The sequence below is a fragment of the Erwinia sp. 009765445 genome (assembly GCF_058137865.1).
Genome location: NZ_JBYUWC010000007.1, coordinates 84,147 through 109,423 on the forward strand (window position 1 = coordinate 84,147; position 25,277 = coordinate 109,423).

The 25,277-nt window shown below is 55.9% G+C and carries 24 protein-coding genes and 1 pseudogene; 6 read left to right on the plus strand and 19 right to left on the minus strand.

Translation table 11 applies throughout. The annotated features are described in order from the left end of the window. Positions 1 to 219: 219 nt before the first annotated feature. The 3 genes from AC3Y5R_RS09265 to AC3Y5R_RS09275 all read right to left on the minus strand — a co-directional run bounded on the left by AC3Y5R_RS09265 (position 220) and on the right by AC3Y5R_RS09275 (position 3,345). Positions 220 to 1,497, minus strand: coding sequence for an acid phosphatase (locus AC3Y5R_RS09265; RefSeq protein WP_489921081.1), 1,278 nt, complete (start codon positions 1,495 to 1,497; stop codon positions 220 to 222). A gap of 324 nt (positions 1,498 to 1,821) precedes the next feature. After that, positions 1,822 to 3,045 (minus strand): cupin domain-containing protein, encoded by a 1,224-nt coding sequence (locus AC3Y5R_RS09270; protein WP_489921082.1) that lies wholly within the window; start codon positions 3,043 to 3,045, stop codon positions 1,822 to 1,824. 96 nt (positions 3,046 to 3,141) lie between these two features. Continuing rightward, entirely contained in the window at positions 3,142 to 3,345 is a 204-nt protein-coding gene (locus tag AC3Y5R_RS09275; RefSeq protein ID WP_489921083.1) for a hypothetical protein, read from the minus strand. Between the two features lie 111 nt (positions 3,346 to 3,456). Between AC3Y5R_RS09275 and AC3Y5R_RS09280 the strand changes: the two genes are divergently transcribed. Further along, positions 3,457 to 4,395 (plus strand): LysR family transcriptional regulator, encoded by a 939-nt coding sequence (locus AC3Y5R_RS09280; protein WP_489921084.1) that lies wholly within the window; start codon positions 3,457 to 3,459, stop codon positions 4,393 to 4,395. Here AC3Y5R_RS09280 and mdcH read toward each other — a convergent pair. The 11 genes from mdcH to AC3Y5R_RS09335 form a co-directional block, all read right to left on the minus strand. After that, positions 4,370 to 5,275 (minus strand): malonate decarboxylase subunit epsilon, encoded by a 906-nt coding sequence (gene mdcH / locus AC3Y5R_RS09285; RefSeq protein ID WP_489921085.1) that lies wholly within the window; start codon positions 5,273 to 5,275, stop codon positions 4,370 to 4,372. The two genes, AC3Y5R_RS09280 and mdcH, sit on opposite strands and share 26 nt — an antisense overlap. Then, positions 5,272 to 5,889, minus strand: coding sequence for a malonate decarboxylase holo-ACP synthase (locus AC3Y5R_RS09290; protein ID WP_489921086.1), 618 nt, complete (start codon positions 5,887 to 5,889; stop codon positions 5,272 to 5,274). The genes mdcH and AC3Y5R_RS09290 overlap by 4 nt, the downstream gene beginning before the upstream one ends. 1 nt (position 5,890) lies before the next feature. Continuing rightward, a complete protein-coding gene (locus AC3Y5R_RS09295) occupies positions 5,891 to 6,850 on the minus strand; it encodes an AEC family transporter (RefSeq protein WP_489921087.1) in 960 nt (319 codons plus the stop codon). Between the two features lie 138 nt (positions 6,851 to 6,988). Next, positions 6,989 to 7,789, minus strand: coding sequence for a biotin-independent malonate decarboxylase subunit gamma (mdcE, locus tag AC3Y5R_RS09300; protein ID WP_489921088.1), 801 nt, complete (start codon positions 7,787 to 7,789; stop codon positions 6,989 to 6,991). Next, entirely contained in the window at positions 7,786 to 8,619 is an 834-nt protein-coding gene (locus AC3Y5R_RS09305; protein ID WP_489921089.1) for a biotin-independent malonate decarboxylase subunit beta, read from the minus strand. Before AC3Y5R_RS09305 ends, mdcE begins: the two co-directional genes overlap by 4 nt. Continuing rightward, positions 8,612 to 8,911, minus strand: coding sequence for a malonate decarboxylase acyl carrier protein (mdcC, locus tag AC3Y5R_RS09310; protein ID WP_158784557.1), 300 nt, complete (start codon positions 8,909 to 8,911; stop codon positions 8,612 to 8,614). The genes AC3Y5R_RS09305 and mdcC overlap by 8 nt, the downstream gene beginning before the upstream one ends. A gap of 9 nt (positions 8,912 to 8,920) precedes the next feature. Then, positions 8,921 to 9,781, minus strand: a complete 861-nt coding sequence (locus tag AC3Y5R_RS09315; protein WP_489921090.1) for a triphosphoribosyl-dephospho-CoA synthase — start codon at positions 9,779 to 9,781, stop codon at positions 8,921 to 8,923. Next, the gene (gene mdcA / locus AC3Y5R_RS09320; RefSeq protein WP_489921091.1) at positions 9,781 to 11,439 is read right to left on the minus strand and encodes a malonate decarboxylase subunit alpha; all 1,659 of its coding nucleotides are present in this window, start codon (positions 11,437 to 11,439) and stop codon (positions 9,781 to 9,783) included. The genes AC3Y5R_RS09315 and mdcA overlap by 1 nt, the downstream gene beginning before the upstream one ends. A 152-nt stretch (positions 11,440 to 11,591) precedes the next feature. After that, positions 11,592 to 13,340, minus strand: a complete 1,749-nt coding sequence (olsF, locus tag AC3Y5R_RS09325; protein ID WP_489921092.1) for a bifunctional ornithine lipid synthase OlsF — start codon at positions 13,338 to 13,340, stop codon at positions 11,592 to 11,594. A 156-nt stretch (positions 13,341 to 13,496) separates the two neighbouring features. After that, on the minus strand, positions 13,497 to 14,057 hold the full coding sequence (locus AC3Y5R_RS09330; protein ID WP_489921093.1) for a helix-turn-helix transcriptional regulator: 561 nt from the start codon (positions 14,055 to 14,057) through the stop codon (positions 13,497 to 13,499). Positions 14,058 to 14,127: 70 nt separating this feature from the next. Then, positions 14,128 to 14,370: a hypothetical protein gene (locus AC3Y5R_RS09335; RefSeq protein WP_489921094.1), complete on the minus strand. Its 243-nt coding sequence runs from the start codon at positions 14,368 to 14,370 to the stop codon at positions 14,128 to 14,130. Between the two features lie 345 nt (positions 14,371 to 14,715). Between AC3Y5R_RS09335 and AC3Y5R_RS09340 the strand changes: the two genes are divergently transcribed. Both AC3Y5R_RS09340 and btsR read left to right on the plus strand, forming a co-directional pair. Then, on the plus strand, positions 14,716 to 16,401 hold the full coding sequence (locus AC3Y5R_RS09340) for a LytS/YhcK type 5TM receptor domain-containing protein (RefSeq protein ID WP_489921095.1): 1,686 nt from the start codon (positions 14,716 to 14,718) through the stop codon (positions 16,399 to 16,401). Continuing rightward, entirely contained in the window at positions 16,395 to 17,111 is a 717-nt protein-coding gene (btsR, locus tag AC3Y5R_RS09345) for a two-component system response regulator BtsR (protein WP_158784551.1), read from the plus strand. The genes AC3Y5R_RS09340 and btsR overlap by 7 nt, the downstream gene beginning before the upstream one ends. Before the next feature lie 29 nt (positions 17,112 to 17,140). Here the strand turns inward: btsR and yjiA are convergent, their stop codons facing one another. From yjiA to AC3Y5R_RS09360, 3 genes are read right to left on the minus strand one after another with little or no spacing between them, the layout of a single operon-like run. Further along, positions 17,141 to 18,103 (minus strand): GTPase, encoded by a 963-nt coding sequence (gene yjiA, locus AC3Y5R_RS09350; RefSeq protein WP_489921096.1) that lies wholly within the window; start codon positions 18,101 to 18,103, stop codon positions 17,141 to 17,143. 27 nt (positions 18,104 to 18,130) lie between these two features. After that, a complete protein-coding gene (locus AC3Y5R_RS09355; RefSeq protein ID WP_158784549.1) occupies positions 18,131 to 18,334 on the minus strand; it encodes a YbdD/YjiX family protein in 204 nt (67 codons plus the stop codon). A gap of 48 nt (positions 18,335 to 18,382) precedes the next feature. Then, positions 18,383 to 20,536 (minus strand): carbon starvation CstA family protein, encoded by a 2,154-nt coding sequence (locus AC3Y5R_RS09360; protein ID WP_489921097.1) that lies wholly within the window; start codon positions 20,534 to 20,536, stop codon positions 18,383 to 18,385. 342 nt (positions 20,537 to 20,878) lie between these two features. On the opposite strand from AC3Y5R_RS09360, the gene AC3Y5R_RS09365 reads away from it, so the two are divergent. Continuing rightward, positions 20,879 to 22,075, plus strand: coding sequence for a fatty acid desaturase (locus AC3Y5R_RS09365; protein ID WP_489921098.1), 1,197 nt, complete (start codon positions 20,879 to 20,881; stop codon positions 22,073 to 22,075). After that, positions 22,014 to 22,562: a phosphate/phosphite/phosphonate ABC transporter substrate-binding protein gene (locus AC3Y5R_RS09370; RefSeq protein ID WP_489921099.1), complete on the plus strand. Its 549-nt coding sequence runs from the start codon at positions 22,014 to 22,016 to the stop codon at positions 22,560 to 22,562. Before AC3Y5R_RS09365 ends, AC3Y5R_RS09370 begins: the two co-directional genes overlap by 62 nt. A gap of 6 nt (positions 22,563 to 22,568) precedes the next feature. On the opposite strand, the pseudogene AC3Y5R_RS09375 reads toward AC3Y5R_RS09370, so the two are convergent. After that, positions 22,569 to 22,703: pseudogene (locus tag AC3Y5R_RS09375) on the minus strand (type VI secretion system tube protein Hcp); the annotation flags it as partial. Between the two features lie 635 nt (positions 22,704 to 23,338). On the opposite strand from AC3Y5R_RS09375, the gene AC3Y5R_RS09380 reads away from it, so the two are divergent. Continuing rightward, positions 23,339 to 24,547, plus strand: a complete 1,209-nt coding sequence (locus AC3Y5R_RS09380) for a serine hydrolase domain-containing protein (protein ID WP_489921100.1) — start codon at positions 23,339 to 23,341, stop codon at positions 24,545 to 24,547. Between the two features lie 19 nt (positions 24,548 to 24,566). On the opposite strand, the gene AC3Y5R_RS09385 is transcribed toward AC3Y5R_RS09380, so the two are convergent. Next, on the minus strand, positions 24,567 to 25,277 hold the full coding sequence (locus AC3Y5R_RS09385) for a proteasome-type protease (RefSeq protein ID WP_489921101.1): 711 nt from the start codon (positions 25,275 to 25,277) through the stop codon (positions 24,567 to 24,569).

The window sequence follows — 25,277 nt, forward strand, 5'->3', positions numbered from 1 at the left end:
GATAACAAAGTGCTGGCGCAGGTAGCCCGTAAAGACACCAAAAGCGCCCTCCGTGGCAGCCGGACTCGTGCCATCCGTGACACGAGACGCTTTATTCCCACCCTGTGCTATCGAGCTTTGGGGTTAGTCGTTGCCTGAAACAAAAGGCAAAGACAGGGCCTTAGCTACCACCCGAGCGTTGAACTTTGTCGCTGCCTGCAGCAAAAGGCAAATAGACCTTTAGCTACCGTGATGACCGGCGCTGGCCGCAGCAGAAAGATCCAGCCGCTGCCAGAAATTCTGCTCAGGTGTGATGCCAGAGAGCGGGTAACCACCCGCCAGCGCGGTCGATATCATCAGGTGACGACGCTGCGCATCACTCAGATGTGGCAATACGCTTTTCAGCAGCACTTCCGCGCCTTCCGGCACCACTACCGGAACCTGCTTCACTTTTTCCTGCGGCAGGTTGTAGCTCATGGTGTAGTGGTAGAAGGTCTTCATCTGCGGAGCCGTGTACGGATCGGCTGCGCCCTGCGGTTTAGCACAAGCTTGCAGGGAAGAACCACACTCTTTTTCCAGCGCGTCGCGCAGCTGCTGACGGGCCTCGACGAACAGCTTGCGGTAAGCAGGATCGTTCAGGTAATGGGCAACGTTACGCTGCGCCACCATTCGCGATCCCATCAGGTCAATCGGGTAGTGCACGCCCAGCACCATACGCGAGTAGCCGTAGCGGGCAGCGCGATCGACCAGCGGCACAAAGCGCTCTGGCAGCATCTCACCCAGCAGCAGGGCATCGGTATAAGCGGTATTGGTGTGGCCGCTCGGGTAAGGGCCTTCAGTCGCTTTATAAGGAACGTTATCTTTAACCACCGCCGTGTCCGGCACAAAGTGGATGGTGTTGCCAGGGATCAGGAACGGGCGCGGGTTGTTGAACTCTTTCTTCGCCACGCTTGTGCTCACTTCGCTGGCTTTGATCAGCGCAGCGGCTTTGCCGATTTCACCTTTGTTGTAGGCATTCAGGAATGCCTGGCCCAGTTTTGGCCCCAGCGCATCGGCGAGGAAGAACAGATGATTCTGCCCTTCAGCATCGATCAGCGCCTGCGTACGCTGGCCCTGAGTGGCGTTCAGGTTTACGTCTTCTACCGTTTTCAGGCTGGCGGCGAGAGTCGTTTTTGGCAATGTCGGGAAAGAATTAAGCAGTTTGATACCCGCCTGCTGGTTCTCTTTTTTACCGAAATCATAGTTGCTCTCTTTCAGCCACTTTTTATCGGCCAGCGTTTTGCTCTGTTTGGTCTCTTCAATCTGGTCGCGCGTCAGCGTGCTGGCATCCCCTTTCAGGGCGTTGATCAGGGACTGCTGGATCGCGGCATCAAACGCCACAAACTCTGCGTTATCGCTGGCCGGCGTGGTTGTATTCACGATAGCGCGGATTTGATCCAGTGAGACAGTGGCCGTTTTTGCCTGGGCCAGCTGGCTGACCAGCAGCGCGGCGGCCAGCAGAGTGTAACGAGTGCGCATTGCCGTTCCTTATAAAACTGAGGGGGTTAAGTAACTGCAGTCATGCTGGAAGACAAGAATGACAGAAATAAGACAATGCAAACTTTGTTACCAAATAGCGTCAGAACTTAATTTCGCTGCTTCTGTTCAACACTGCCGAAACGTGCGCCGCCATTTCCTGTACCTCACAAGGCGAGATAAAAAGCAGCCACTAACTGCCGTGCGCGCGTGGCGCGGTTCAGCTCAAGCTAACAGCTAAAATGCCCATAAAACATGAAATGAAAAACAGAAGGAGATATCAGACTCTCTCCTTCTGAAAATATCAAACTATCAGCAACGAATAACTTATCCCACGATCGGCTTTTTAGTCTTATCCAGCGCATTCATAAAGGTATCGTCGAGATGCAGGTGCTGTCGCACCAACTCCGGCGGCGTGGAGGCCAGCCACTGGTTGAGGGAGATATCGGCGTAATAACTGCTTTTGAACAGTTCGAGAAAGCGCAGCGGCTTATTACCGGTGTTTTCCACATAATGCCCCATCGCAAACGGTACGTAGCCGACATCCCCGGCGCGGAAATCAAATGTCCTTGCCTGTCCGGAAGAGGCAAACACCCCCATCCGGCCTTCGCCTTCAAGATAGTATTGCCACTCGTCGGTGTTGGGATGCCAGTGCAGTTCACGCATCGCGCCAGGCTGCAACTCCACCAGCGCGGCGGCGATGGTTTTCGACACTTTGAAGGTTGATGAATCGGTAATGCGCACCGTGCCGCCTTTCAGGGTAATCGGCTTTTGCGCCATCATCCGGTGGCTGAACGCCATGGAGGAACGTGTAGCGCCTGCTATCGCATCGTCACTCAGGGCGCCAGGGGCATTGGCGGCAAAAATATATTCGTCGGCCGGGGATGGCAGCTTGCTGAAAGTCTCTGCTGGCACGCCGAAGTTTTTCGCCAGCACGTCAGGTGGCACATGCTTAAACCAGTCGCTCAGCAGGAAGGTGCTGTCCTCATCAAAACCGCCGCTGTCAAAGGCCAGCAGGAACTCGCAGCCGTCCGGCCCCAATCCCTGAATGGAGTGCGGCACACCCGACGGGAAGTACCACAGATCGCCCACGCCCACATCATCAACAAACCAGTTTCCGTCCACGTCCAGCGCGGTAATACGCGCCTTACCGTAAAGCATGTAAGCCCACTCGCCCTCTTTATGCCAGTGCAACTCACGAATGCCGCCAGTGTTCAGACGCATATTCACGCCAGCAATGCTTTTCGACACGCCCAGCTCACGTTCGGTAATCTGCCTCGTCCAGCCACCAGAGCCTTTACGGACGTGGGAATCACTGTAGGAGAAACGCATATTTGGCAGGGTGCCGCTGTCAGTGGAAGGAGGGTTGACGATGTCCGGGTTTTCGCCCTGCCGCAGCGGATCGTTCGGCCCCGGATCGCTGCCGCCCATTTTGCCCGTCCAGGGCTGAGCCACTACCGTCTGGTCATGTGCGTGAACCTTGCCAGCAGCCAGTGCTACCGTTCCACCGGCAGCAAACGCCATAAAACTGCGGCGAGTTATTGGATTCATTTTGAGCTTCCTTGTGTAGGGTTATCAGATAAAACCACCACAGTAATCAGCGGTGACAAATAAGAATAACTACACAATAAAAGTTCATCACTCTCGTCACGCACTGGGATAAAGCTGAAATGTAAAAAGAAAACCATCAATAACTTTCATCATTACTTCAGAAATGTTTATAAAAAACTGCACTCTTCCCCCTAAAAAGCGTATGGACAAGCTGCATCCAGCCTGTTTTGCAGAAGCAAACTTCACTCCAGCCGCTTCGCCATCAAATTCTTTTATTAACCGGGCCTGAACGAATAACATATATGCTTACAGCTCAGCCCCTTCTGCTGCCTTTGAGCCTTAATCCCTTAACCCGGCATCGCAGAAGCAGGTAAAATTCCTTTTTCGCCAGCCTCTATACAGGTCAGACTGATGAAGTTCGATTTGGACATAACTTTCCGCAAACTGCACATTTTTATGGCTTTTATGCAGCGGGGTAATATTGCCCGCACTGCCGAAGCGATGGGGATCAGCACCGTCAGCGTTCACCGCGCACTGCACACACTTGAGGAAAATGTCCGCTGCCCGCTGTTTATCCATCAGGGAAGAAATCTGGTACCGCTGCCTGCCGCGCATACCCTGTGCGAATATAGTCAGGAAGCGATGGACGTGATGTCCCGTGGGATTGAAGAAACAAGGAAAACGGCGGGGATCGGCCAGGGACGCATCCGGCTGGGAACACTCTACTCACTGACGCTGCGCACCGTCCCGCAGCTGATTATGGGCATGAAGCTACGCCGTCCGGATCTGGAACTTGAGCTGACAATGGGCTCCAACCAGACGCTGCTGGCTAAGCTGGATGAGGGATTTCTGGATGCGATCCTGATTTCGGTGAGTGAGGGGGAGATCGATCCGAACCGCTATGAAGTGTTGCCCCTGTTTGAAGATGATATTTTCCTGGCTGCTCCGGCCTCTTATGAGCTTGATATGCAGGCGCTGGCCGATCTGCGCGACTTCCGTCAGCATAAGTTTGTCTCACTGGCTGAGGGTTTTGCCACCTACCAGGGGTTCAAAGAGGCCTTTAACATCGCCGGATTTGAGCCAGATATTGAGATGCAGGTAAACGATATTTTCTCGCTGCTCAGCCTGGTGCAGGCGGGCGTCGGGCTGACGCTGATCCCGGGCAGGATGAAAAGCGTTTACGAGAATGCTGTTCAGCTGCTTAAGCTGGCGCCGCAGTACCAGATGCGGCAGGCGCTGGCGATTGTTTTTGAGCGCAACCGCGAGCACGATCCCAACCTGCTGGCGCTGGTGGCAGAGGGCAGGATGTACAGCCGCCAGCGGCTCAGCGCTGACTCCGCAGACGGCTAGCCAGCGTCAGGGCCAGCTGGCTGCCATCCTGTTCCAGTGACAGCACTTCTCCGGCGGTGAAAGCCTGGCGGGTCAGACCCGTCAGCACCGATCCGGGCGGCATCTCTATCGCCAGTCGCACTTCCCGCTCGTTGGCTGCCACCATCGCCTCGTGCCAGCGCACGGTGCGCGACATGTTATAAGCCAGGTCATCAGCTATCTGCTCCGGCTGCCACAGCACCCGGCCGCTGCTGCCACTCAGCCAGGCACAGCGCGGGCGCTTAAGCGTCACGCCTTTAAAGGCTTCGGCCAGTTTTGCCGCCGGTTCCGCCAGCAGCTCACAATGCGAAGGCACGCTGACCGCCAGCCGGTGAGCCTTTTGCGCCCCTGCTTCCAGCGCTTTATCCGCCACGTCTTTCATCGCCGCCTCACTGCCCGCAATCACCAGCTGCCGCTCGGCGTTGATGTTGGCTATCCAGCTGTCATTGCCCAGCAGCGGCTCCAGCTGGTTCAGCGACAGGCCGATAATCGCGGTGAGGCCGTAGCCCTGCGGATAAGCCTGCTCCATCAGCTCACCGCGTAGAGCCACCAGCCGCATCGCATCATCAAAGTCCAGCGCTCCGGCCACCACTGCCGCCGGATAAGCGCCAATCGACAGGCCGCTGGTCATATCCGGTTCCAGCCCCTGCGCCTGCAATGCGCGGGCATGTGCCACCCCGGCAATCAGCAGACAAAGCTGCACTGCCCGCGTATGGCGCAATGCGTCAGGCGTATCCAGCCGGTCGGCGGCTTCTCCCAGCACTTCGCTGGCTTCGCGCAGAATAGCTTCCCCGTCAGGTAAATCCTGCAGCATACCTGGCCGCTGCGGCCCCTGACCGGGAAAAGTCAGTAAAATTTTCATGCGGGTTCCTCCCAGGGCGTGGACGTCAGACAAGGCCCGTGGTTGGTTTTTAGCATGACCCGCCCGTCCCGCAGCCATTCCGCCAGCGCAAATGCGCCCTGTGGCGTCTCCACCTGCGTATCCACCCGGCACAACAGGCGCTGGCTAAGCTGCTGCCAGCGCTCCAGATCGCCCCCGGAAACTGGCCTGTCACAACGGATCAGCAGATCCAGATCGCTGTCGGCATGCATCACCGGCACTTCAGTCGCCAGCGCATAGCCGACGCTGCCAGTGATACCCCACTGCCAGGGCCAGGAGTGCGCTGCCAGCTGAATCGCTGACTGCACCGGCGGCAGTGAAACGAAAGGCGAGCGCAGTAAAACTTCATTGCGGCTCAACTCCTCCGGGGCCGTGTGGCAGCGCACAGCGGAAGCATCCACCCACGCCGCCGCACGCTGGTCGCGTCGCAGCCCACGCACACCAACAGGAATACGGCCTCCGGCATCACTGTCACGCCGGACCACCAGCGGATAAGCCGATCGCCACTGGCTGGCCACCCACTCCGGCAGATCGCCCTGCAGGCGGTCGGCGGAGGTCAGCCATAACAAATCGTGTGCGCGGAAAGCCTGTTGCATGTTACATCCCTGAAGTTAATGAAATGAAGAGCGGCAGGGTAATGATACTCAGAACGGAAGTGATCAGTAAGGTCGCTTCGGCATCCGGCGACTGGACACCAAAACGGTTACCAAACACCACGCCAAAGAAACCAGCGGCCAGCGCAATCATCAGGATAGAAGTGATGGCCAGAGAACCATGCAGCCCCAGAGCCAGCACGATACCCCAGGCGATAAACGGCTGGATCAGCAGCTTGGTGATACTGGCAACGATTACCGCGCTGTTAATTTTCAGCTGGCGGGCAGACAGGATCAATCCGGTCAGGAACAGGGCAGCCGCGGTCGCCGCCAGACCCAGCGGTTTGATGGTCGACAGCAGCATCTCAGGCATATGGATACCCAGAGCCGACAATACCACGCCAAGCAATGGACCCCAGACGATAGGTTTCGTCACCGAGCGCCACATCAGCACCGGCAACATCGCCACGCTGGATTTCTGTTCGCCACCCGCAGCACGCGCTTTCTCACGCTCCAGGATCAGCAGACAGAATGGCGTCATTAACACCGAGCCACAGGCAATCGATACCGCAACGGAGAGCGAAGTCCCCGGTCCTTCTCCCAGCACGCTGCCCAGGATCGGCAGTCCCAGCGCCGCATAGTTAGGCAACGACACGGTAAGAGTCAGCACTGCCGCATCCTGCGGGGACTTTTTGAAGACTTTGGTACAGATAAAGTAAATGCCCGCATAGGCAATCCACATTGACAGCACCAGTACCAGGATCAGCGGCGTCTGTTCAACAATACCGACCCATGGCGTCTGGACGGTGGCGGAAAACAGCGCCGCCGGTAAAGCAAAATCCATCACAAAAATATTCAGCAAAGAGACGTTTTGGTTATCTACCATTTTCGCTTTCCCGGCGTAGAAACCGAGCAGCATAATCACGAAAATCGGGGCAAGAGCATGAACTATCACGTAAGTCATAAATACCACCTGTAAAAGTTAAAGGACAATTAGCACAGGCGCGATGGTTATATTGTTATTGAGGCTGGTGTTGAAGAGCACGCCGAAGCGTGCTCAATCAGTCGCCTGCAGGTCTGTCTTTTTTTTATCGGAACGGTATTACCAGGCTGCGCGCATTTTCTCGCGAACCAGTGCAGAGCTTTTTCTGTTCTCCCCCTGCAGACGATTTTTCAGGGATGGATCGCGGCGGGCAGTGCTGACGGCTTTCACCAGCGTCTGCTGCACGGTGGACAGGTCTTCTGCCGATGGCGCATCGGGATCGGCGATATTCAGCAGATCTTCCAGCAGGCCCAGCGAACGGTAGTTATCAATGTCGTAAGCCATAGGCGGAATGGTTTTTGCCAGCTGTTCCAGCGACTCAACGCTGCGCAGGGTGATACGGGCCGCAGCCTCTTTACCCATCGCGTGGATCATTACGCCTTTGTCGTTAAAGGCGATCAGCCGGTTCGCCTGATAGCCATGGGCCAGAAACGCTCCGGACATCGCTTTACCGACGATCAACCCGATCACCGGATGACCGGCCAGGCGGGCATTGGCATAAGCCCCTGCCGCACCGGCCAGCGCCTGATGAATGCCAAAGGCTTCTTCCCGGCGACCGTAGGCCTGGCTCGGCACATCGATAACCGCCACGATCGCCCGCTTTTGACTTTTACCGGCGTCTTCAGCGATGGTTTCATTCACCACTTTCGCCAGCGTCCAGCCCTCCAGCAGGCCCACTTCCCCTTTTGCCGCGCGAGGGTAATGGTTGTGGGCATCCGGCACCACGGCGATAAACCGCGCGCTTTCACCACCCAGTTCCGCATCCGCGACCTGCACCGAAGGGCACAGGCCCGGCAAACGGCTGGCGTTATTGGTAAGCAGGCTCAGCCATTGCTCACCGCGACTGATGCTCTGGCTCATGAGCGATCCTCCGGATAAATCTGTGAGATTTGCTGCGCATCAGCCTGTTTTTCAGTGTTGAACTGGCTCAGGCGCGGCAGGAAATAGTCGTACCGGTCGGAACGATGCGCTTCAGGTACGCCTTTGGCGATCGCGTCATTCATCGCCTGTTTCACCGCTTTGACACCGTCCGGCACCAGCGCATCCACCAGCCCGCTGCGATAACGGGTTTCGCCACCGGTCATGCTCCAGATAAATGGCCGGTCGCGGGAGTCATACTCTTCAATGCCCGCTTCCTGCTCGATAACCTGGGGGCCATTGAGGCCCAGACGCGCTTCACGGGTGACGATCAGATAGCTGCACAGCGCAGCCGCAATCGACATGCCACCGAAGCAACCGACGGTACCGGCGATAATGCCGATCACAGGCGTATAACGACGCAGGTCGACAATCGCCGCATGAATATCGGCAATCGCTGCCAGGCCGAGGTTAGCTTCCTGCAGACGCACGCCGCCGGTCTCCAGGCAAAGAACAGCCTGAGTCGGAATGCCGTTGCGGTTATCTTCTGACGCCAGTTCCAGCGCCGCCGCCATTTTCGCGCCGGATACTTCGCCCATACTGCCGCCCTGGAACGAGCCTTCAATCGCTACCACCACTGCGGGCTGGCCATTGATGGTGCCTTTGGCGACGACCATACCGTCATCGGACTGCGGCACAATGCCCTGCGCACCCAGCCACGGCGACATGATGCCTTCGAAGGGATCGAGCAGTTCACGGTAGCTGCCCTCATCCAGCAGCAGATGAGCGCGCTCACGGGCTTTCAACTCGATAAAACTGCTGTCGTTACGCATTGTCAGCCTCCTCAAATACCTGCTCAATGCGGATACGCGCCACGCCAGGCGTCGCGCCAAAATCGTGGATGGTCATCTGACCCGCAGGCAGGCCGGAGAAGGCGCTCAGGCGATCAAACAGGGCCTGCCAGCGTTTGTTGCTGTTATCCACTGAAGTAGTGAGATTCACGGTCAGTTGCTGGCCGGAACCGGCCACAAACAGCACCTCCATATCACCTGAGCCGACTACGCCCGCCAGCGCTTTACCGCTGAGCTGGCGCGTGGCCGGAAGGGAAAAAGTAATCTGTTCCATAACGTCCTCTTAAAATGTGAGACGACTTGAGCGGTCTAAAAACAGCGTGGCGGCCAGCAGATCGGCAGCGCCACCGGGAGAGGCATTCAGCGAGAGCATGCGGGCATCCAGCGTAGCCAGTACCTGGCGACCTTCCGCATGCTGTACACCGCCGCCAGCCAGCACGGTCCGGGCACCGTTTTGCATGACAGTCAGCCCTTCAAGCCCGGCGCGGGACAGCACGCAGGTATCGCTCAGCGAAGTCATGATTGCCATCAGCGCATCCAACTGAGCTTCCGTATCGCCCGCCCCGGCTTCCCGGCTGCGGCACAGTTGCGGGAGTGCCAGTTGAATGATGTGCGGAAATCCCTGCTGCGCCTCTTCGCGTGCGCCGGGAACCCGGTAACGCTGCGTGGCCCGCAGGCCTTTACTGAATGATTTAGGCGCGGCATCGTCCGGCAGGTTTGCCAGCCGGGCTGCGGTCTGCGCAACCTGCTGAGCATCGCCTTCACCGGCCAGCATGGCACTGGCGCTGACCAGCAACCCCATTGCCCAGATAGCCCCGCGATGGGTATTCACCCCACCCGTTGCCTGCATCATCTGCTGCTCGCCTTCCCGCCCCAGTCGCCCAACCTGCTGGCGAAGAGCCACGTCGGCCGGGCGATTCCAGCTGTTCAGCGCCAGTGCGTGAAAAGTGGGAGTCAGGCTGCGAGCCGACCGTTCCATCAGCGCCAGCGTCAAATCCTGATGCGCCCCGCTTCCCCTGGCATCCACCAGACCCGGTTTCGGGCTGAGCCGCGCCTCATCGATCAGACAGCGCGTGGCAAGATCTGCCAGCTTATGTGCCCTGAGTTCAATGCTGCTCAGTGAGAGTTGCGGTTGTCTGGTCATTACCAGCTCCGGAATTTAGCCGGTGGGTTGTACAGGCCGCCTGACCATTCAACCAGATCAGCCACGCTGCCCGCTGCCAGCAGGGAGCGGTTGGCTTCGGTGCGACGGATACCCAGATCTTCCGGGAAGGCCACTTTGCCCTCACGGCGCAGTTCAGCCACGCGCTTCGCATCCACGCCCAGTCCGATATCGGTGATCCCGGCGACTGCCGCCACCATCGCCCGGCGCTCTTCCAGCGTTTTAGCGCGGTAGAGATAGGCAATGCCCTCTTCGGTCAGCACGTGGGTCACGTCATCGCCGTAAATCATGACCGGGGCAAGAGGCATGCCTGAGGCTTTCGCCACGTCCACGGCTTCAAGGTTTTCGACGAAGGTTGGTTTCGCGCCGCCCTGGAAGGTCTCCACCATCTGCACCACCAGCTTGCGGCCACGTGCCAGTGGATCCGGCTCGTTGATCATTGCCAGCCACGCCGGGGTGGCATGACGACGACCGTGCGGATCGTGTCCCATATTTGGCGCGCCGCCGAAGCCGGAAAGACGGCCACGGGTTACGGTGGAGGAGTTCGCCAAGCCATCGACCTGCAGGGTGGAACCGATAAACATATCCACCGCATACTGCCCGGCCATCTGACAGAAGGCGCGGTTGGAACGCATTGAGCCGTCGGCACCGGTGAAGAACACGTCCGGACGGGCAGCAACATAGTTTTCCATGCCCAGCTCACCGCCGAAGCAGTGCACGCTTTCCACCCAGCCGCTTTCAATGGCGGGGATCAGGGTTGGGTGCGGGTTAAGGGTCCAGTGTTTACAGATTTTGCCTTTCAGGCCCAGCTGTTCGCCGTAGGTTGGCAGCAGCAGCTCAATGGCGGCAGTGTTGAAGCCGATACCGTGATTCAGCGACTGGACCTGGTGTTCGGCGTAAATCCCTTTGATTGCCAGCATCGCCATCAGGATATGTTCCTGTTTGATCAGGCGGGGATCGCGGGTAAACAGCGGTTCGATAAAGAACGGTTTATCGGCCACCACCACGAAATCAATCCACGAACCGGGAATATCGACGCGCGGCAGATCGTTTTCGTCATCAACCAGTTCATTGACCTGAGCAATGACGATACCGTCATGGAATGAGGCGGCCTCGACCAGCGCCGGGGTGTCTTCGGTACTGGCACCGGTGTAGAGATTGCCCTTGTGGTCAGCTTTGAAACCGGCAATCAGTGCCACGTTCGGCGCCAGGTCAACATACAGACGGGAGTAGAGTTCGATGTAAGTATGGATCGCGCCGATTTCTAACCGGCCATCCTCAAGCAGCTGAGAGATGCGCAGGCTCTGCGGCCCGGAGAAGGAGAAGTCCAGCTTGCGGGCGATACCCTTTTCAAAAATATCCAGGTGTTCGCTGCGCCCGACGCTGGGCATGATCATATGCAAATCGTGAACGATTTCCGGATTAACTTCCGCCAGCGAGCGCGAAAGAAAATCGGCCTGCTTCTGGTTGTTCCCTTCCATCACCACCCGATCGCCAGGAGCAATCAGCTTCTCCAGCATGCCAACCAGATCGTCGGTTGGCAGCACTTTCCCATTAATGCCGAGAGCATCAATGCGGCGCCTTTTTTCACTCCTGCGAGTGTCCCAGACGCGGGCGGACGTTTGTTGTCCAGGCAACATTTTCACCTCCTGTAAACCTATCATGAGATAGCGTTATGTTCTGAGATGAAGTCTGTCCCCGGATCGGTGATCGATCAATTAATCACCCTGAGAAAATATTAGCCTGAGAGTAATAGTCCGATAAATATGTTTTTAAACAATAAATTAGAATTTTAAAATTGCGATTCCGCTGGCAATACTGAGTCTTCTGGCACTAATGGAGTCTGGTGAACGGCGATATAACGCTCAAAACGACTGGCCTTAAGTTGCAGCAGATCGACCACCACTAACCCGTCGATGCAGTTGTTGAAATCGGGATCGCTGCCGAAGTCGATAAATTGCACGCCACCGGGTTCGCACAGTTCTGAATACTGCTTGTAAAGAGGGGGAATGCCGGTACCGAGATTGTTAAGCATTCGCTTCAGTCGTCGCAGATCTTCCTGATAATCATCACCGGAAAACTGAGCCAGTACATCAGGCAATGAAGCCGGATAAGGTCGTCTGGAAGTGGCCAGAGGCAGGGCCGGAGAGAAATAGAGTCGATAGAAGGCCACCAGCAGGTCGCGGGCCGCCAGCGGCAGGCCACCGGAGATTGAAACCGGACCAAACAGGTAGCGGTATTGTGGATACTTCGCCAGATAAGCACCGATGCCCAGCCAGAGATAATCCAGGCCGCGTTTACCCCAATATGCCGGCTGGATAAAGCTGCGCCCCAGTTCGATACCCTGCTCCAGCACCGGGTACATCTGGTGGTCGTAGTGGAACAGGCTGTGGCTGTAGATGCCGTCCAGACCTTTCTTCTCCAGCTGTTCGGCGGTGGGCAGGAAACGATAAGCGCCGACGATATCCAGCGCCTCTTCATCCCAAAGGATCAGGTGATAATAGTCGTCATCGTAATCATCCAGATCGCGACGTCTGCCGCTGCCCTCACCCACGGCGCGGAAGGCAATTTCACGCAGGCGCCCCAATTCGCGCAGGATCGGCGCATAGTCTTCACCATTGCGACGCCAGAGGTAGATTATTTTACCATCAGCGGTCTGTCCCAGCACCTCACAACCAGCCAGTGCTTTTTTCAGTACCGCACGATCTTCCGCCCGGGCAATAGCGGGTTCGGTCTGAAACAATGCTGATTTGCCCTGCGCCATGCGATAGAGATGACGGCGAAAGCGTGCGGCAAGCTCTTTGGCCGGAGTATGGCCATCGTGCCAGCTGGAGTAAGGAATGCGTGCGCCTATTTTTAGTTTCAATCGCGCACCGCGATTTTTGAACATTTCGCGCACCAGCAACAGCATCGACAGCGGCCGGTAAACGAAGGAGGTCAGATAAAACAGCGCGCTGTTGCTGCCACCGACGTGGATCGGCACAACCGGAGCACGGCAGCGGGCAGCAAGGCGGACAAAACCATGACTCCACTTGCCGTCCTTCACGCCTTTGCTGCCAAAACGGGAAACTTCACCCGCCGGGAAGAAGATCAGTACGCCCTGATTTTCCAGCTGTTCCTGCATCGCCGCCAGCTGCCGGCGATTGGTACGGTTACCCATATTATCGACGGGAACCATCAGGCTGGAGAGAGACTCCAGACAATTCAGCAGGCGATTGGTGATAATTTTTACGTCGCGACGCACCTGTGAAACCGCATGCAACAGCGCCAGACCGTCCAGCGTGCCGAGAGGATGGTTTGCTACGATCACCACAGGCCCCTGACTGGGGATCTGTTCCAGGTCACGTTCGCTCAGCTCGCAGCGAATATCGAGATATTCCAGCACCTGCTCCACCATATCCAGCCCTTTCAGGTGTCGGTGACGCTGGTTAAATTGCTGGAACTCTTTTTCGCGGAGCAGAACTCTCAGAATGGATTTTTGCCAGGAAGGCGTGTGTCGTTGCGGGCAGAGGTCGTCTAAAACTGTTTCAATAGTAAACACAGGCTTCTCTCCGGGTGTTTTATCGCGACAGTAAAGAGCCTGAATGAAGATTTCATGGCAAACACGTTACGGAATGAAGATTGTTAAAGCGAATATGACAGCTTAATCGGGCACCGATGCCTCAACATCCGGTGCCCGATTAAGGCAGAGCAGACTTCAGACACTGGAGAAAACCTGCTCCGGGCAGGCCAGAAATTGAACCCTTTCCTCCACTTTGTTAGCGGCTTTTGAAGCGCGAATGCGCAGGGCCAGGTTCCACTGCTCCAGCTCCCGTGCATTTTGTGTCAGCGGATTATCCGCCGACATCCGCCCACTGTTAACCAGCCATTCCGCCACTTCGGCCCAGCTCCACAACGGTGATTGCCCTTTGATACGCTGCACTGGATTGGGAAAATCACCTTTTCCGCGCGTGCCTTCTTTTAACAGGGCTATCGCCTGGCGGGACATTTTCGTCAGTTCCGCAATATCGCTCAACCCTACCAGAACAGAATCCACTGACTCTACCCTGGCACCGATCCCGGCACCTTCAATGTTGCGGATTGCGCTGGCAACAGCGTCAGTCAGACTGGCCGCTTCCCGGTCGAAGTCCAGATAAACGGCGGTGCCATAAAGACAGACCAACGCATCATTACAACCTGCGTTGAACAGTGAATCTTCCAGTCCCTGTGTTTCCGACGTTACACCTGACAGCACCAGGGTAAAATTCCAGAGCGCCATATGAATCTCCTTCTCTTGTTTGTTCGCTCAAACCAAAAGACAGCGACACAGCTCCTGTCCGCAATAACCGTCAGCCTTCTTCCTGCCTGAAAGGCGAACACTGCCTGACTTTTCTGACGATCTGTTTCGCATGATTTTCGGGATTCGCTGGCGTCGACCAGATGCTCATCATGTGCTCCCGGTGCCCGGCAATTCCACAACGAGGTTTGGCGAAACAATGCGCGGATCTCCCCGCATCGATCAGCACCCAGCCATGTTGTATGGCAACTTCAATGGCCACCTGAATCTGCTTGTCCGTATGTTGCTTAGTCATCAGCTCCCTGCCATGTGTGTACACTACCCGAACAGTTGACATTCATCAACACATTAATCCGAACGTTGACTGCTGCCCCGTTCAGCCCCTTCCGTTGCCTTATCAGCACCGGAGTTCATGGCACAAAGTAACAGGCATTGAGGATTTTCCAGTCTGGAATGCAGCCCCAAAAGGGGGGTTAATTTTTCTTTTGCGTAGAGCGCATCAGAAAGAACACCCAATAGTGTCAGAAGTGAATTGGCATTCACGACTCAGATCACGATTCAGTATTTTTATCCCGCCTCAGGCCCCTTTTGCGGCGATTTCAGCGTATGTTTCGTCTTTTCGGCAAGCGAGATCCGGGCAATGTACGAAATGAATCTGATTTTGCTGCTGTTACAGCAGATGTGCGTGTTTCTGGTCATCGCCTGGCTGATGAGCAAAACCCGCCTGTTTATTCCACTGATGCAGGTGACGGTGCGCCTGCCGCATAAGCTGCTTTGCTATATCACCTTCTCATTTTTTTGCATTATGGGGACTTATTTCGGTCTCCATATTGAGGACTCCATCGCCAATACTCGCGCCATCGGAGCCGTTATCGGTGGGCTGCTGGGCGGCCCGGTAGTCGGCGGGCTGGTGGGACTGACGGGCGGATTGCACCGCTACTCTCTCGGCGGAATGACGGCCCTCAGCTGCATGATCTCCACTATTACCGAAGGGCTGCTGGGAGGGCTGATGCACAGCTTGCTGTTCAGAATGGGGCGCAGCGATAAAGTGTTCCGCCCTTTGACCGCAGGCTTTATCACCTTTGTGGCCGAACTGGTGCAAATGGCCATTATTTTGTTGATCGCCCGCCCCTTTCAGGATGCCCTGCATCTGGTTCAGAGCATCGCTGCGCCGATGATGGTCACCAATTCGCTGGGTGCCGCTATGTTTATGCGCATCCTGCTGGATAAGCGCGCGATGTTTGAAAAGTACACTTCGGCTTTTTCTGCGGTCGCGCTGAAGGTAGCTGCGTCTACTGAGGGGATCCTGCGACAGGGGTTTAACGAAGAGAACAGCCTGAAAGTGGCACAGGTACTCTACTCCGAGCTGAAAACCGGGGCCGTTGCCATCACCGACCGGGAAAAATTACTGGCCTTTACCGGCACCGGCGATGACCACCATCTGCCCGGTAAACTGATTTCTTCAGCCTATACCCTTCGCGCGATTGAAACCGGCGAGGTGGTTTACGCTGATGGAAACGAAGTCCCTTACAGCTGTTCGATCCATCAGGGCTGCAAGCTGGGTTCCACGCTGGTGATCCCGCTGCGCGGTGAAAATCAGCGGGTAATTGGCACTATCAAACTGTACGAAGCCAAAAACCGCCTGTTCAGCTCCATCAATCGCACGCTGGGCGAAGGGATCGCCCAACTGCTGTCAGCCCAAATCCTGGCCGGTAAATATGAGCGACAAAAAGCGCTGTTGACTCAGTCCGAGATCAAGCTACTGCATGCTCAGGTCAATCCTCACTTCCTGTTCAATGCGCTGAATACGCTGCTGGCGGTAATCCGCCGCGACCAGCAGCAGGCCGGGCTGCTGGTACAGGATCTGTCGACCTTCTTCCGTAAAAACCTTAAGCGGCCGTCGGAGGTGGTGACGCTGGCCGATGAAATTGAGCATGTGAATGCTTATTTGCAGATTGAAAAAGCGCGCTTTCAGACACAGCTGACAGTGCGGCTTCAGATCCCTCCCGGACTGGCACATCACCGGCTTCCCGCCTTCAGCCTGCAGCCACTGGTTGAAAATGCAATCAAGCACGGGACTTCACAGCTGCTCGGCAAAGGTGAAATTTTCATTCAGGCAAGGCAGGAGGAGGGTCATCTGGTGCTGACTATTGAAGATAATGCGGGTCTGTATCAGCCGCAAACGGACAGCAACGGATTAGGGATGAGTTTAGTGGATAAACGTTTACGGGCGCAGTTTGGCGACAGCTACGGCATCAGTATCCGCTGTGAGGAGGATCGGTTCACCCGTATCAGCCTGCGCCTGCCACTGGAGGAGCCATGCTGAAAGTACTGATTGTGGATGACGAACCGCTGGCGCGGGAAAACCTGCGGATCCTGCTGCAGGTTGAAAGCGATATTACCGTGGTGGGCGAGTGCGGCAACGCTGTGGAAGCCATTGGTGCAGTGCACCGTCTGGAGCCGGACGTCCTGTTTGTGGATATCCAGATGCCGCGCATCAACGGGCTGGAGATGGTGGGCATGCTGGATGACGATCATCGCCCTTATATTGTATTTCTGACCGCTTTTGATGAGTACGCGGTGCAGGCGTTTGAAGAGCATGCTTTTGACTATTTGCTGAAGCCACTGACCGCTGAAAGGCTGGCGAAAACCCTCTCCCGCCTGCGCCAGCAACAGATCCCCCAGAACATGACAGCATTGCAGGAAAGCCAGCCACTGCAATTTATACCCTGCAGCGGGCACAGTCGCATTTATCTGTTACAGATGGAGGAAGTGGCTTTCGTCAGCAGTCGCCTGAGCGGTATTTATGTCACCAATAATCAGGGTAAAGAGGGGCTGACGGAATTAACGCTGCGCACGCTGGAAAGCCGGACCTCCCTGCTGCGCTGCCATCGCCAGTATCTGGTTAATATGGCGCAGTTGCAGGAGATCCGTCTGGAAGATAACGGCCAGGCGGAGCTGCTGTTACGCAGTGGCCTGACCGTACCGGTCAGCCGCCGTTATCTTAAACCGCTGAAAAAAAGTCTGGGGCTTTAACACCCCAGACAGAAAAGCTGTCATACCGGTTATTCATGTCGCAGCGCGGCAAAAGCCTGGCGGATTTCAGCTTCCGGAAGCTGGATACCGATAAACACCAGTTGGCTTTTTTGCGTCTCTTCTGGCTGCCATTCGCGATCCCAGTCGGCGCTGTAAAGGCGCTGCACGCCCTGAAATAACAGGCGCTTAGGCTCGCCAGCGATCCATAACATCCCTTTGTAGCGCAGGAGCTTATCGGCAAAACTCAGCAGCAGCCCCTCCATCACGTCAGAGACTTCTCCCAGCACCAGCGGATAATCAAACTCCACCACAATTGAAGATATCTGGTTTTGCTGCTGCAGGATGAAGTGGAAACTCCGACTGCCCGAAACCACCTCTTCTTCCAGCATGAACCCACGGGTGTTGAACAGCAGTGCCGGGTCGATCTCACCGTTAATCACCGGATGAACTGGCGCACGAGCATTAATGCGCTGCAACCGCCCTGTCAGCTCACAGCTGTCCGGGGCAACATCCGTTTTGGTCAGTAGCAGACGGTCAGCATAGCCAACCTGTGACTGGGCAATGGGGAATTTATCGAGCTGCTGCTGAGCATGCACGGCATCAACGAGGGTAATGACCCCGTCCAGCAGGTAGCGTTGACAGATCGTTTCATGGGTGAAAAATGCCTGGATTACCGGCCCGGGATCGGCCATGCCGGTGCACTCAATGATCAGACGATCAAAGCTGACCTCACCTTTATCCAGCTCGTCGAGCAGATCCAGCAGCGTCTCTTCCAGCTCACCGGAGCGGGTGCAGCAGATACAGCCGTTGCTCAGCGTTCTGAGCTGCGTCGCCCGATCGCCAACCAGCTGATCGTCCAGCGGGACTTCGCCAAATTCATTCTCAATCACCACTATCTGGTAGCCATGCTGTTCATCAAGAATATGGCGCAACAGCGTGGTTTTCCCTGCCCCTAAAAATCCGGTTAATACCGTTACTGCAATTTGAGCCACGTTCTCCCCTCCCTTTAAGCTATTACTTCAGCAACAGCGCATGCCGCCTTTGCCGTCACCGCCGTATCGGGCCTGCTGACGTTCACGGAAAAATTCGTTGTAAGTCATTACCGGCTGGTCCGGATGGTTGGTCTGCATATGCTGAACGTAAGTGTCGTAATCCGGAATGCCGATCAGCATTCTGGCCGCCTGGCCCAGATATTTGGTGGCTTCGCCTAAATTTCCGAACATAAAAGTTCCTGACGTTAAAGCCCCACCGAAGTGAGGCTGGCATTATTATCAGTGGCCGGAGGAGATGTTCACCCCCTCCTCCGGGATGGCAACGTACGGCGTCTCTTTGTCCGTTCGCTGAGTGGAACGGGCGGACTTCATCGCGGCGCGAATACCATAGAAAATGATACTGTACACCACCACGAGGAAGAGAATGCTCAGGCCTGCGTTAGTGTAGTTATTGATCACGATATGATTCATGTTCGTTACCTGCTGAACGGTCAAATCCGCGCCACCGGCGGCGACACGGGCTTTGTATTCCCGCGCCATGTAGAAGAAACCTTCCATCTCTGGCCTGCTGCTGAACAGCTTCATGCCCAGCGCCCAGGTGGTGCAAATCAGCAGCCAGCTGGCTGGCAGCACGGTGACCCAGATATAGCGGGTACGCTTCATTTTAATCAGGATCACCGTCACCAGCACCAGCGCTACAGCCGCCAGCATCTGGTTCGAAATCCCGAACAGCGGCCACAGGCTTTTCACCCCACCCAGCGGGTCGACCACGCCCTGATACAGCAGATAGCCCCATAGCCCCACACAGCCAGCGGTACCGATTACCCCCGCCACCAGCGAGTCAGTCTTCTTCAGGAACGGGATAAAGTTCCCCAGCAAATCCTGCAACATAAAGCGTCCGGAACGGGTGCCCGCATCCAGCGCGGTCAGGATAAACAGCGCTTCAAACAGGATGCCAAAGTGGTACCAGAAGCCCATATCCGCCACCGGTACGATCTTGTGGAACACCATCGCAATCCCCACCGCCAGCGTTGGCGCACCGCCGGCACGGTTCATCACTGAAGGTTCACCAATGTCTTTGGCGGTCTGCAGGATTTGCTCAGGAGAAATGACAAAACCCCATGAACTGACGGTGGCCGCCGCCTGAGCCGTAACTTCATGCAGCTGCGCCATAATCGCCGGTGCGTTCGCTCCCCCCAGTTCGTGCAGGTTAGGCATAGTGATGCCCAACCCGGCTGGCGGGGTGTTCATGGCAAAGTAGAGACCCGGTTCAATAATTGAGGCCGCAACCAGCGCCATCACCGCCACAAAAGATTCCATCAGCATCGCGCCATAACCGATAAACCGCGCTTCGGTTTCAAAGGCCAGCAGTTTTGGCGTGGTCCCGGAGGCGATCAGGGCATGGAAGCCAGAGACCGCACCACAGGCAATAGTGATAAACAGGAACGGGAACAGCGCTCCCTTCCACAATGGCCCGGTGCCATCAATGTACTGGGTCAGCGCGGGCATTTTCAGGTCAGGGTTGAGGATAATAATGCCCAGCGCAAGCCCGATAATCACCCCGATTTTCAGGAAGGTAGCCAGGTAGTCACGCGGTGCCAGAATCAGCCAGACCGGCAGCAGTGCCGAGACAAACGCATAACCAATCAGCGTAAAGGTGATGGCGGTGTCTTTAAATGTCAGAGCTGGGCCCCAGTAAGGATCGTGAGCAATCACGCCGCCAAACCAGATGGAAGCAACCAGCAACAAAATGCCGATAACGGAGATTTCACCGACCCGCCCTGGCCGGAGGAAACGCATATACACCCCCATAAAGAGCGCGATGGGCACGGTCGAACAAACGGTAAACACGCCCCAGGGACTTTCGGCCAGCGCTTTCACCACAATCAATGCAAGCACGGCCAGGATAATAATCATAATGATGAAGCAGCCAAACAGGGCAATCGTTCCCGGCACCGGCCCCATCTCTTCTTTTACCATCTCGCCCAGCGACGCACCGTTACGGCGGGAAGAGATAAACAACACCATAAAGTCCTGCACCGCCCCGGCCAGTACAACCCCCGCCAGCAGCCACAGCACGCCAGGCAGGTAACCCATTTGCGCCGCCAGCACCGGCCCCACCAGCGGACCCGCTCCGGCAATCGCCGCGAAATGGTGACCAAACAGCACAAATTTATTGGTGGGGACGTAGTTCAGCCCGTCATTGTTAATCACGGCTGGCGTGGCGCGCGTGGGGTCCAGCTTCATCACTTTTTGCGCGATGTAGAGGCTGTAATAGCGGTAGGCCACCAGATAGACAGAAACAGAAGCCACCACGATCCACAATGCGCTGACGTGTTCCCCGCGGCGCAGGGCGACAGTGGCCAGACAGAAGGCTCCAAGGATGCCGATGATCGCCCAGGGCAGATGCCGGAGCAGTTTTTTATTGTTCATAATTTGCAATGCCTGATGTCAGAGAAGAGACAAAACGACGAGCCCTGTCTGGTCAGCGTTAAAAGCACGGTTTTGCAGAGGTATGCGGCTGAACCAGACCGTCTCTATGTTGGCTAACTTTAGAACCCCGCAGGAGAAAAAATAGCTGAGCGGTTATTTTGCCGGGCTGAGCGGTGCCCTGCCGTGATCAGCGGTTTTTCATCGTTATTCAGCAGGTTGAATTTTTGACCGCCCTCACATTAATTCCCTGTTGCATTCCAGGCATAACCTCATACGTTTTCGCTATTTCCACCCGTTTCAGCCGACATGCATACTGAACCCTCCTTTTCCGGGAGATTATTCATGGCCCACTATCTGAACGCACAACAGCGCGCGGCGATTAAGCTGCGGTCATCACACTGGATCTGGCGCAGCGAATTGCCGACCTGGTGCGTGATGGCATGCGTTTATGGTGGCTGGTTTGGGCTGGTCGCGGCCTGGCAGTGGCTGGGGGCGCTCAGCGCCACGCCGCTGATGGTACTGGTGACCGCCTGGTATATGTCGCTGCAGCATGAGTTGATCCACGGACATCCCACACGCTGGGCCAGAGTGAATCAGCTGCTGGGACAGCTTCCGCTGGCGATTTGGTATCCGTATCGACTGTATCGGGATTCACACCTGCAGCATCACCGTAATGAACACCTGACGCTGCCGGATTACGATCCTGAGACTTACTATTACAGCGCGTCGCAATGGCAGCGCTATCCCCGCCTGTTCCCGCTGCTAGCCGCTGTGCGCAATACGCTGGCGGGTCGCGTGCTGCTTGGTCCGTTGCTGGATATCATCGGAACGGCAAAAGATGCACTGAGCAAAATGCGCAACAGCGACCGGCGCGAACAGCTGATGTGGCTGAACCACGCGGTGCTGTTGGCAGGCGTGTTTTACTGGCTACACCTGCATGGCATTTCAACGCTGTGGTATTTGCTGGCGGTAGGTTATCCCGGCCTGAGCCTGACCAAAATTCGCTCGTTCTATGAGCATCGCGCGGAAGAGCATCCTGAAGCTCGCTCGGCGCTGAATGAGGCCGGGCCATTCTGGCGGCTGCTGTTTATGAATCTGAACTATCATCTGGTACATCACGACCTGCCAGGCTTGCCCTGGTATGGCCTGCGTGAAGTGTATCTGGCGGACAGAGAGAAGTATCAGCAGCGCAGCGAAGGCTTTGTGGTCGACGGTTACGGCACCCTGCTTAAAGCGCACCTGTTCACGCCGGTCGAGGTCAATGTTCACCCTTTTGCCGACCCGTTCAGGAGCGATAATGACAGTATCACTGCCGATGTACCCCTTCAGCCCGCAGACGATGGAAGCTTTCTGGCAGCGGCTGAAAGCGGCGATCCCTTCTCCGTCCCTGCCAGCCACCCTGAGCTGGCCTGCTCACCTGCTGCCGCACTGGCAGCGTACCGATCTGCTGCTGAGCCAGACCTGCGGTTTTCCGCTGATGACCACGCTGCCGGATGTTCAGGTCGTAGGCGCTTTTCTCTTTTCAGCCCCGGGATGTGAAGAAGCCAACTACCGAAGCTGGCTGGTGGTGCGCGAGGATGGTCAGGATGTGCTGGAACAGTTTCGCGGGGAGGTGCTGGCATTTAACAGCTCCGACTCCCAGTCTGGTTACCACAGCATAATGAAGATGACCGGTGGTCCGGCCTTTTTCTCCCGCACCGTCGCCTCGGGCGGACATCGCTCTTCTGTGGCCCTGCTGCGACGCGGTGAAGCTGATATTGCCGCCATCGACTGCATCTCCTGGGCGCTGCTGCTGCGGGATTTTCCTCAGGAGCTCAGAGGCCTGAAAATCATCGGCCAAACCGCCAGCGTTCCCGGCCTGCCGCTGATAACGTCTGCTCAGACGCCAGCCACAACGGTCGAAGCGCTGCGCAACGGCCTGCGGAAAACGGTGGCCGATCCCGCCAACAGCTCCCTGCTCTCAGCGTTGATGATTACCGGCTTCACCGTATTGCCACGCGAGGAGTGGCAGGTCATTTTTAACTAAAATTATTGGCAAAATATTAACCTCCCTGACGTTCTCCAACAGAGTATTAAAATAGTTAACCTCCTGACCAGCCGCGTTGATACGATAAAATTTTAATTCGACCTTTTTTAACGTCTGACCAATGGTCACTGCGCGATAAAGTTTGTTGTGCTGCTACAGCACAAAAAAAACAACATAAAAAAGAAACAGAATAATAATTTTCATCCGGCCACCAGCATAGTGTCACCGGATGTAGCAATAGCCTTCTTTAAATGCGCCCCATTAATAACGATGCAACCTTCTTAACTACTGCCCACTGTTTGAGAATTATCGCCATGAATAAGAAAAGCGCTGCGACCAAAAGTGTTTGTTCCTGATATGGGTGCCAACATTACAGTCCAGGGTCCTTATCGTTTGTTATAACCGACAATTCGCCAGTATTTTCTTGGTATCGGCCCTGTGTTTGAGAGATTTTTTTTAGATGCATCATTCCTCGCCTCAGGTTTTCCGCTGTAGCCATTGGCGAAATCGACACCATTTCGCTTCATTTCACCGCTATATTGAACGTATTCCCACGTCACAAACAAACTCCGTTTTGTTAATCCACCACTAACTTACCCTCACAAATAAAAAGGGAATAAGTGATTTTCGGTATTTTTAATGAATATGGGATCGATAACACAAATGCATTCACTACAGATTGAACTCCCTCAGCTGCAAATGCTTGCTTCGTGGCTTGCCTCCGCTTATATTCTGCTTTTAATGCTAAATACCACGCGGCAGTTGAAATTATCAGTATGGCTCTCTGTAATAAAAATACGTTTCCCACTGCCGTGCTGCTTTCCTTACTGCTCAGTGGCTGTGCCTCACTGTCCAGCAACAGTATCGATCTCTCTCCTCAGGCCAGCCTGAAAGCGACCTGTCACGTCCCTCTGAAACAGCAGATTGATGCCCTCGCCGAACCACTGATTGCGCAGCATCACACGCCGGGAATTGTGGTGGCGATTCTGCATCCCGACCGCCAGCGGCAGGTGTTCAGCTATGGTTTTACTGATAACAACCGCCGCATTGCCGTGAACGGCGACACGCTGTTTGCCGTCGGTTCGGTGACCAAAGGATTTACCGCAGAGAGTGCCGCACTGCTGGTGGATCAGGGCAAACTGAGCTGGAACAGCACGCTGCGCAGCCTGCTCGGCAGTCAGGTGCCACTGAGCGAGGATGCCAGCCAGATTACCCTGCAGCAGCTCGCCACCCATACTTCTGGCCTGCCACGCCAGATGACCACCCTGCATATGCTACGCAAGTTAACTGACTACCTGTTTACCGGTCAGCCGTTTTATGACGACCTGGATGACGGTGATTTCCTCGGTTATCTGCAGGATTTTGAGCGACCATCCCGGCGCTCGGTGGTGTATTCAAACCTCGGCTATTCCATTCTGGATTACGTGGTGACAAAACACAGTGGACAGCCGCCACAGACTATTGCCAGCCAGCAAATCCTCGCGCCGCTGCGAATGGTACACACAGGCTACCAGCCGGAAAAATTACCGGGTTACGCGCGGCGGGCCAGAGGCCATGCGGGGGATCAGCCGAAGTTTGTGAAACGCGGAGAAGTGGTGCCGGACTGGCATTTCTCCGGCTACATGGTGGGTGCGGCCTCGCTGTGGTCGAGCGCTGACGATCTGCTGACCTATCTGGATGCCCATCTGCACGGCAGCGTTGATGCTGCACTGGATCGCGCCTTTGCAGATGCCACCACCATCCGTTTTAAAGAAGCGCAAAACGACTCTTCCGCGCTGGCGTGGCTCAGCAACAATATCAACGGCCAGAGTATTCTTTATCAGTCTGGTTTTATCGGCGGATTCGCCAGTTATATCGGGATGGATCTGAAGCACCAGACGGCTATCGTGGTGCTGCAAAACAGTTTTAACTGGGATAACGATATCGGTCACCGCATGCTGCTGCGCATGGCGGAAAGCCAGGACCACCCTGAAAAGTGCCCTTAACCTGGGTGGCCGGAAGAATTTATTCGTCGAGCTGTAAAGGAGGCAGTTGGGCAAAGACGCTGAGCAGCCCCGAACTCCAGAGCTGGCGGATTTGGGAAAAATAAGGATGCTTTTCGGTGATATGGTACTGCTGTGCCGTGCTGAAGCTGTCGGAGTGGTACATCATCACGTCCAGCGGCAGCCCGACCGAAATGTTACTCGCCAGAGTCGAATCCATTGAAATCAGCGCGCACTGCATCGCCTGATCCAGCGGCGTGTCAAAGCGCAGCACCCGGTCGATAATCGGCTTGCCGTATTTGCTTTCACCAATCTGGAAATAGGGCGTGTCGGTGCTCGCCTCAATGAAATTACCCTGCGGGTAGATCTGGAACAGCCGTGGCTCCTCGCCTTTGATCTGGCCTCCCAGCATCAGCGTGCCGCCAAACTCTTCGCCGTCGCGCTTAATCACCTCACGCAGCGTCTCCCCCACCAACAGGGCCACATCGTACATGTTGGTACAGCTCATCAGGTTGGGCTTTTCGGGCTCGGAACAACCCCGCCGCAGCAGGCTCAGGGCGCTTTGCGTGGTGGCCAGATTGCCCGCGCTTTGCAGCACCAGCATCCTCTCATCTTCCTGCTGAAAAACATGCAGCTTACGAAACGACGAAATATGGTCAACTCCCGCATTGGTACGGGAGTCAGAAACGAAAATCATCCCTGACGATAAACGCATTGCCACACAGTAAGTCAT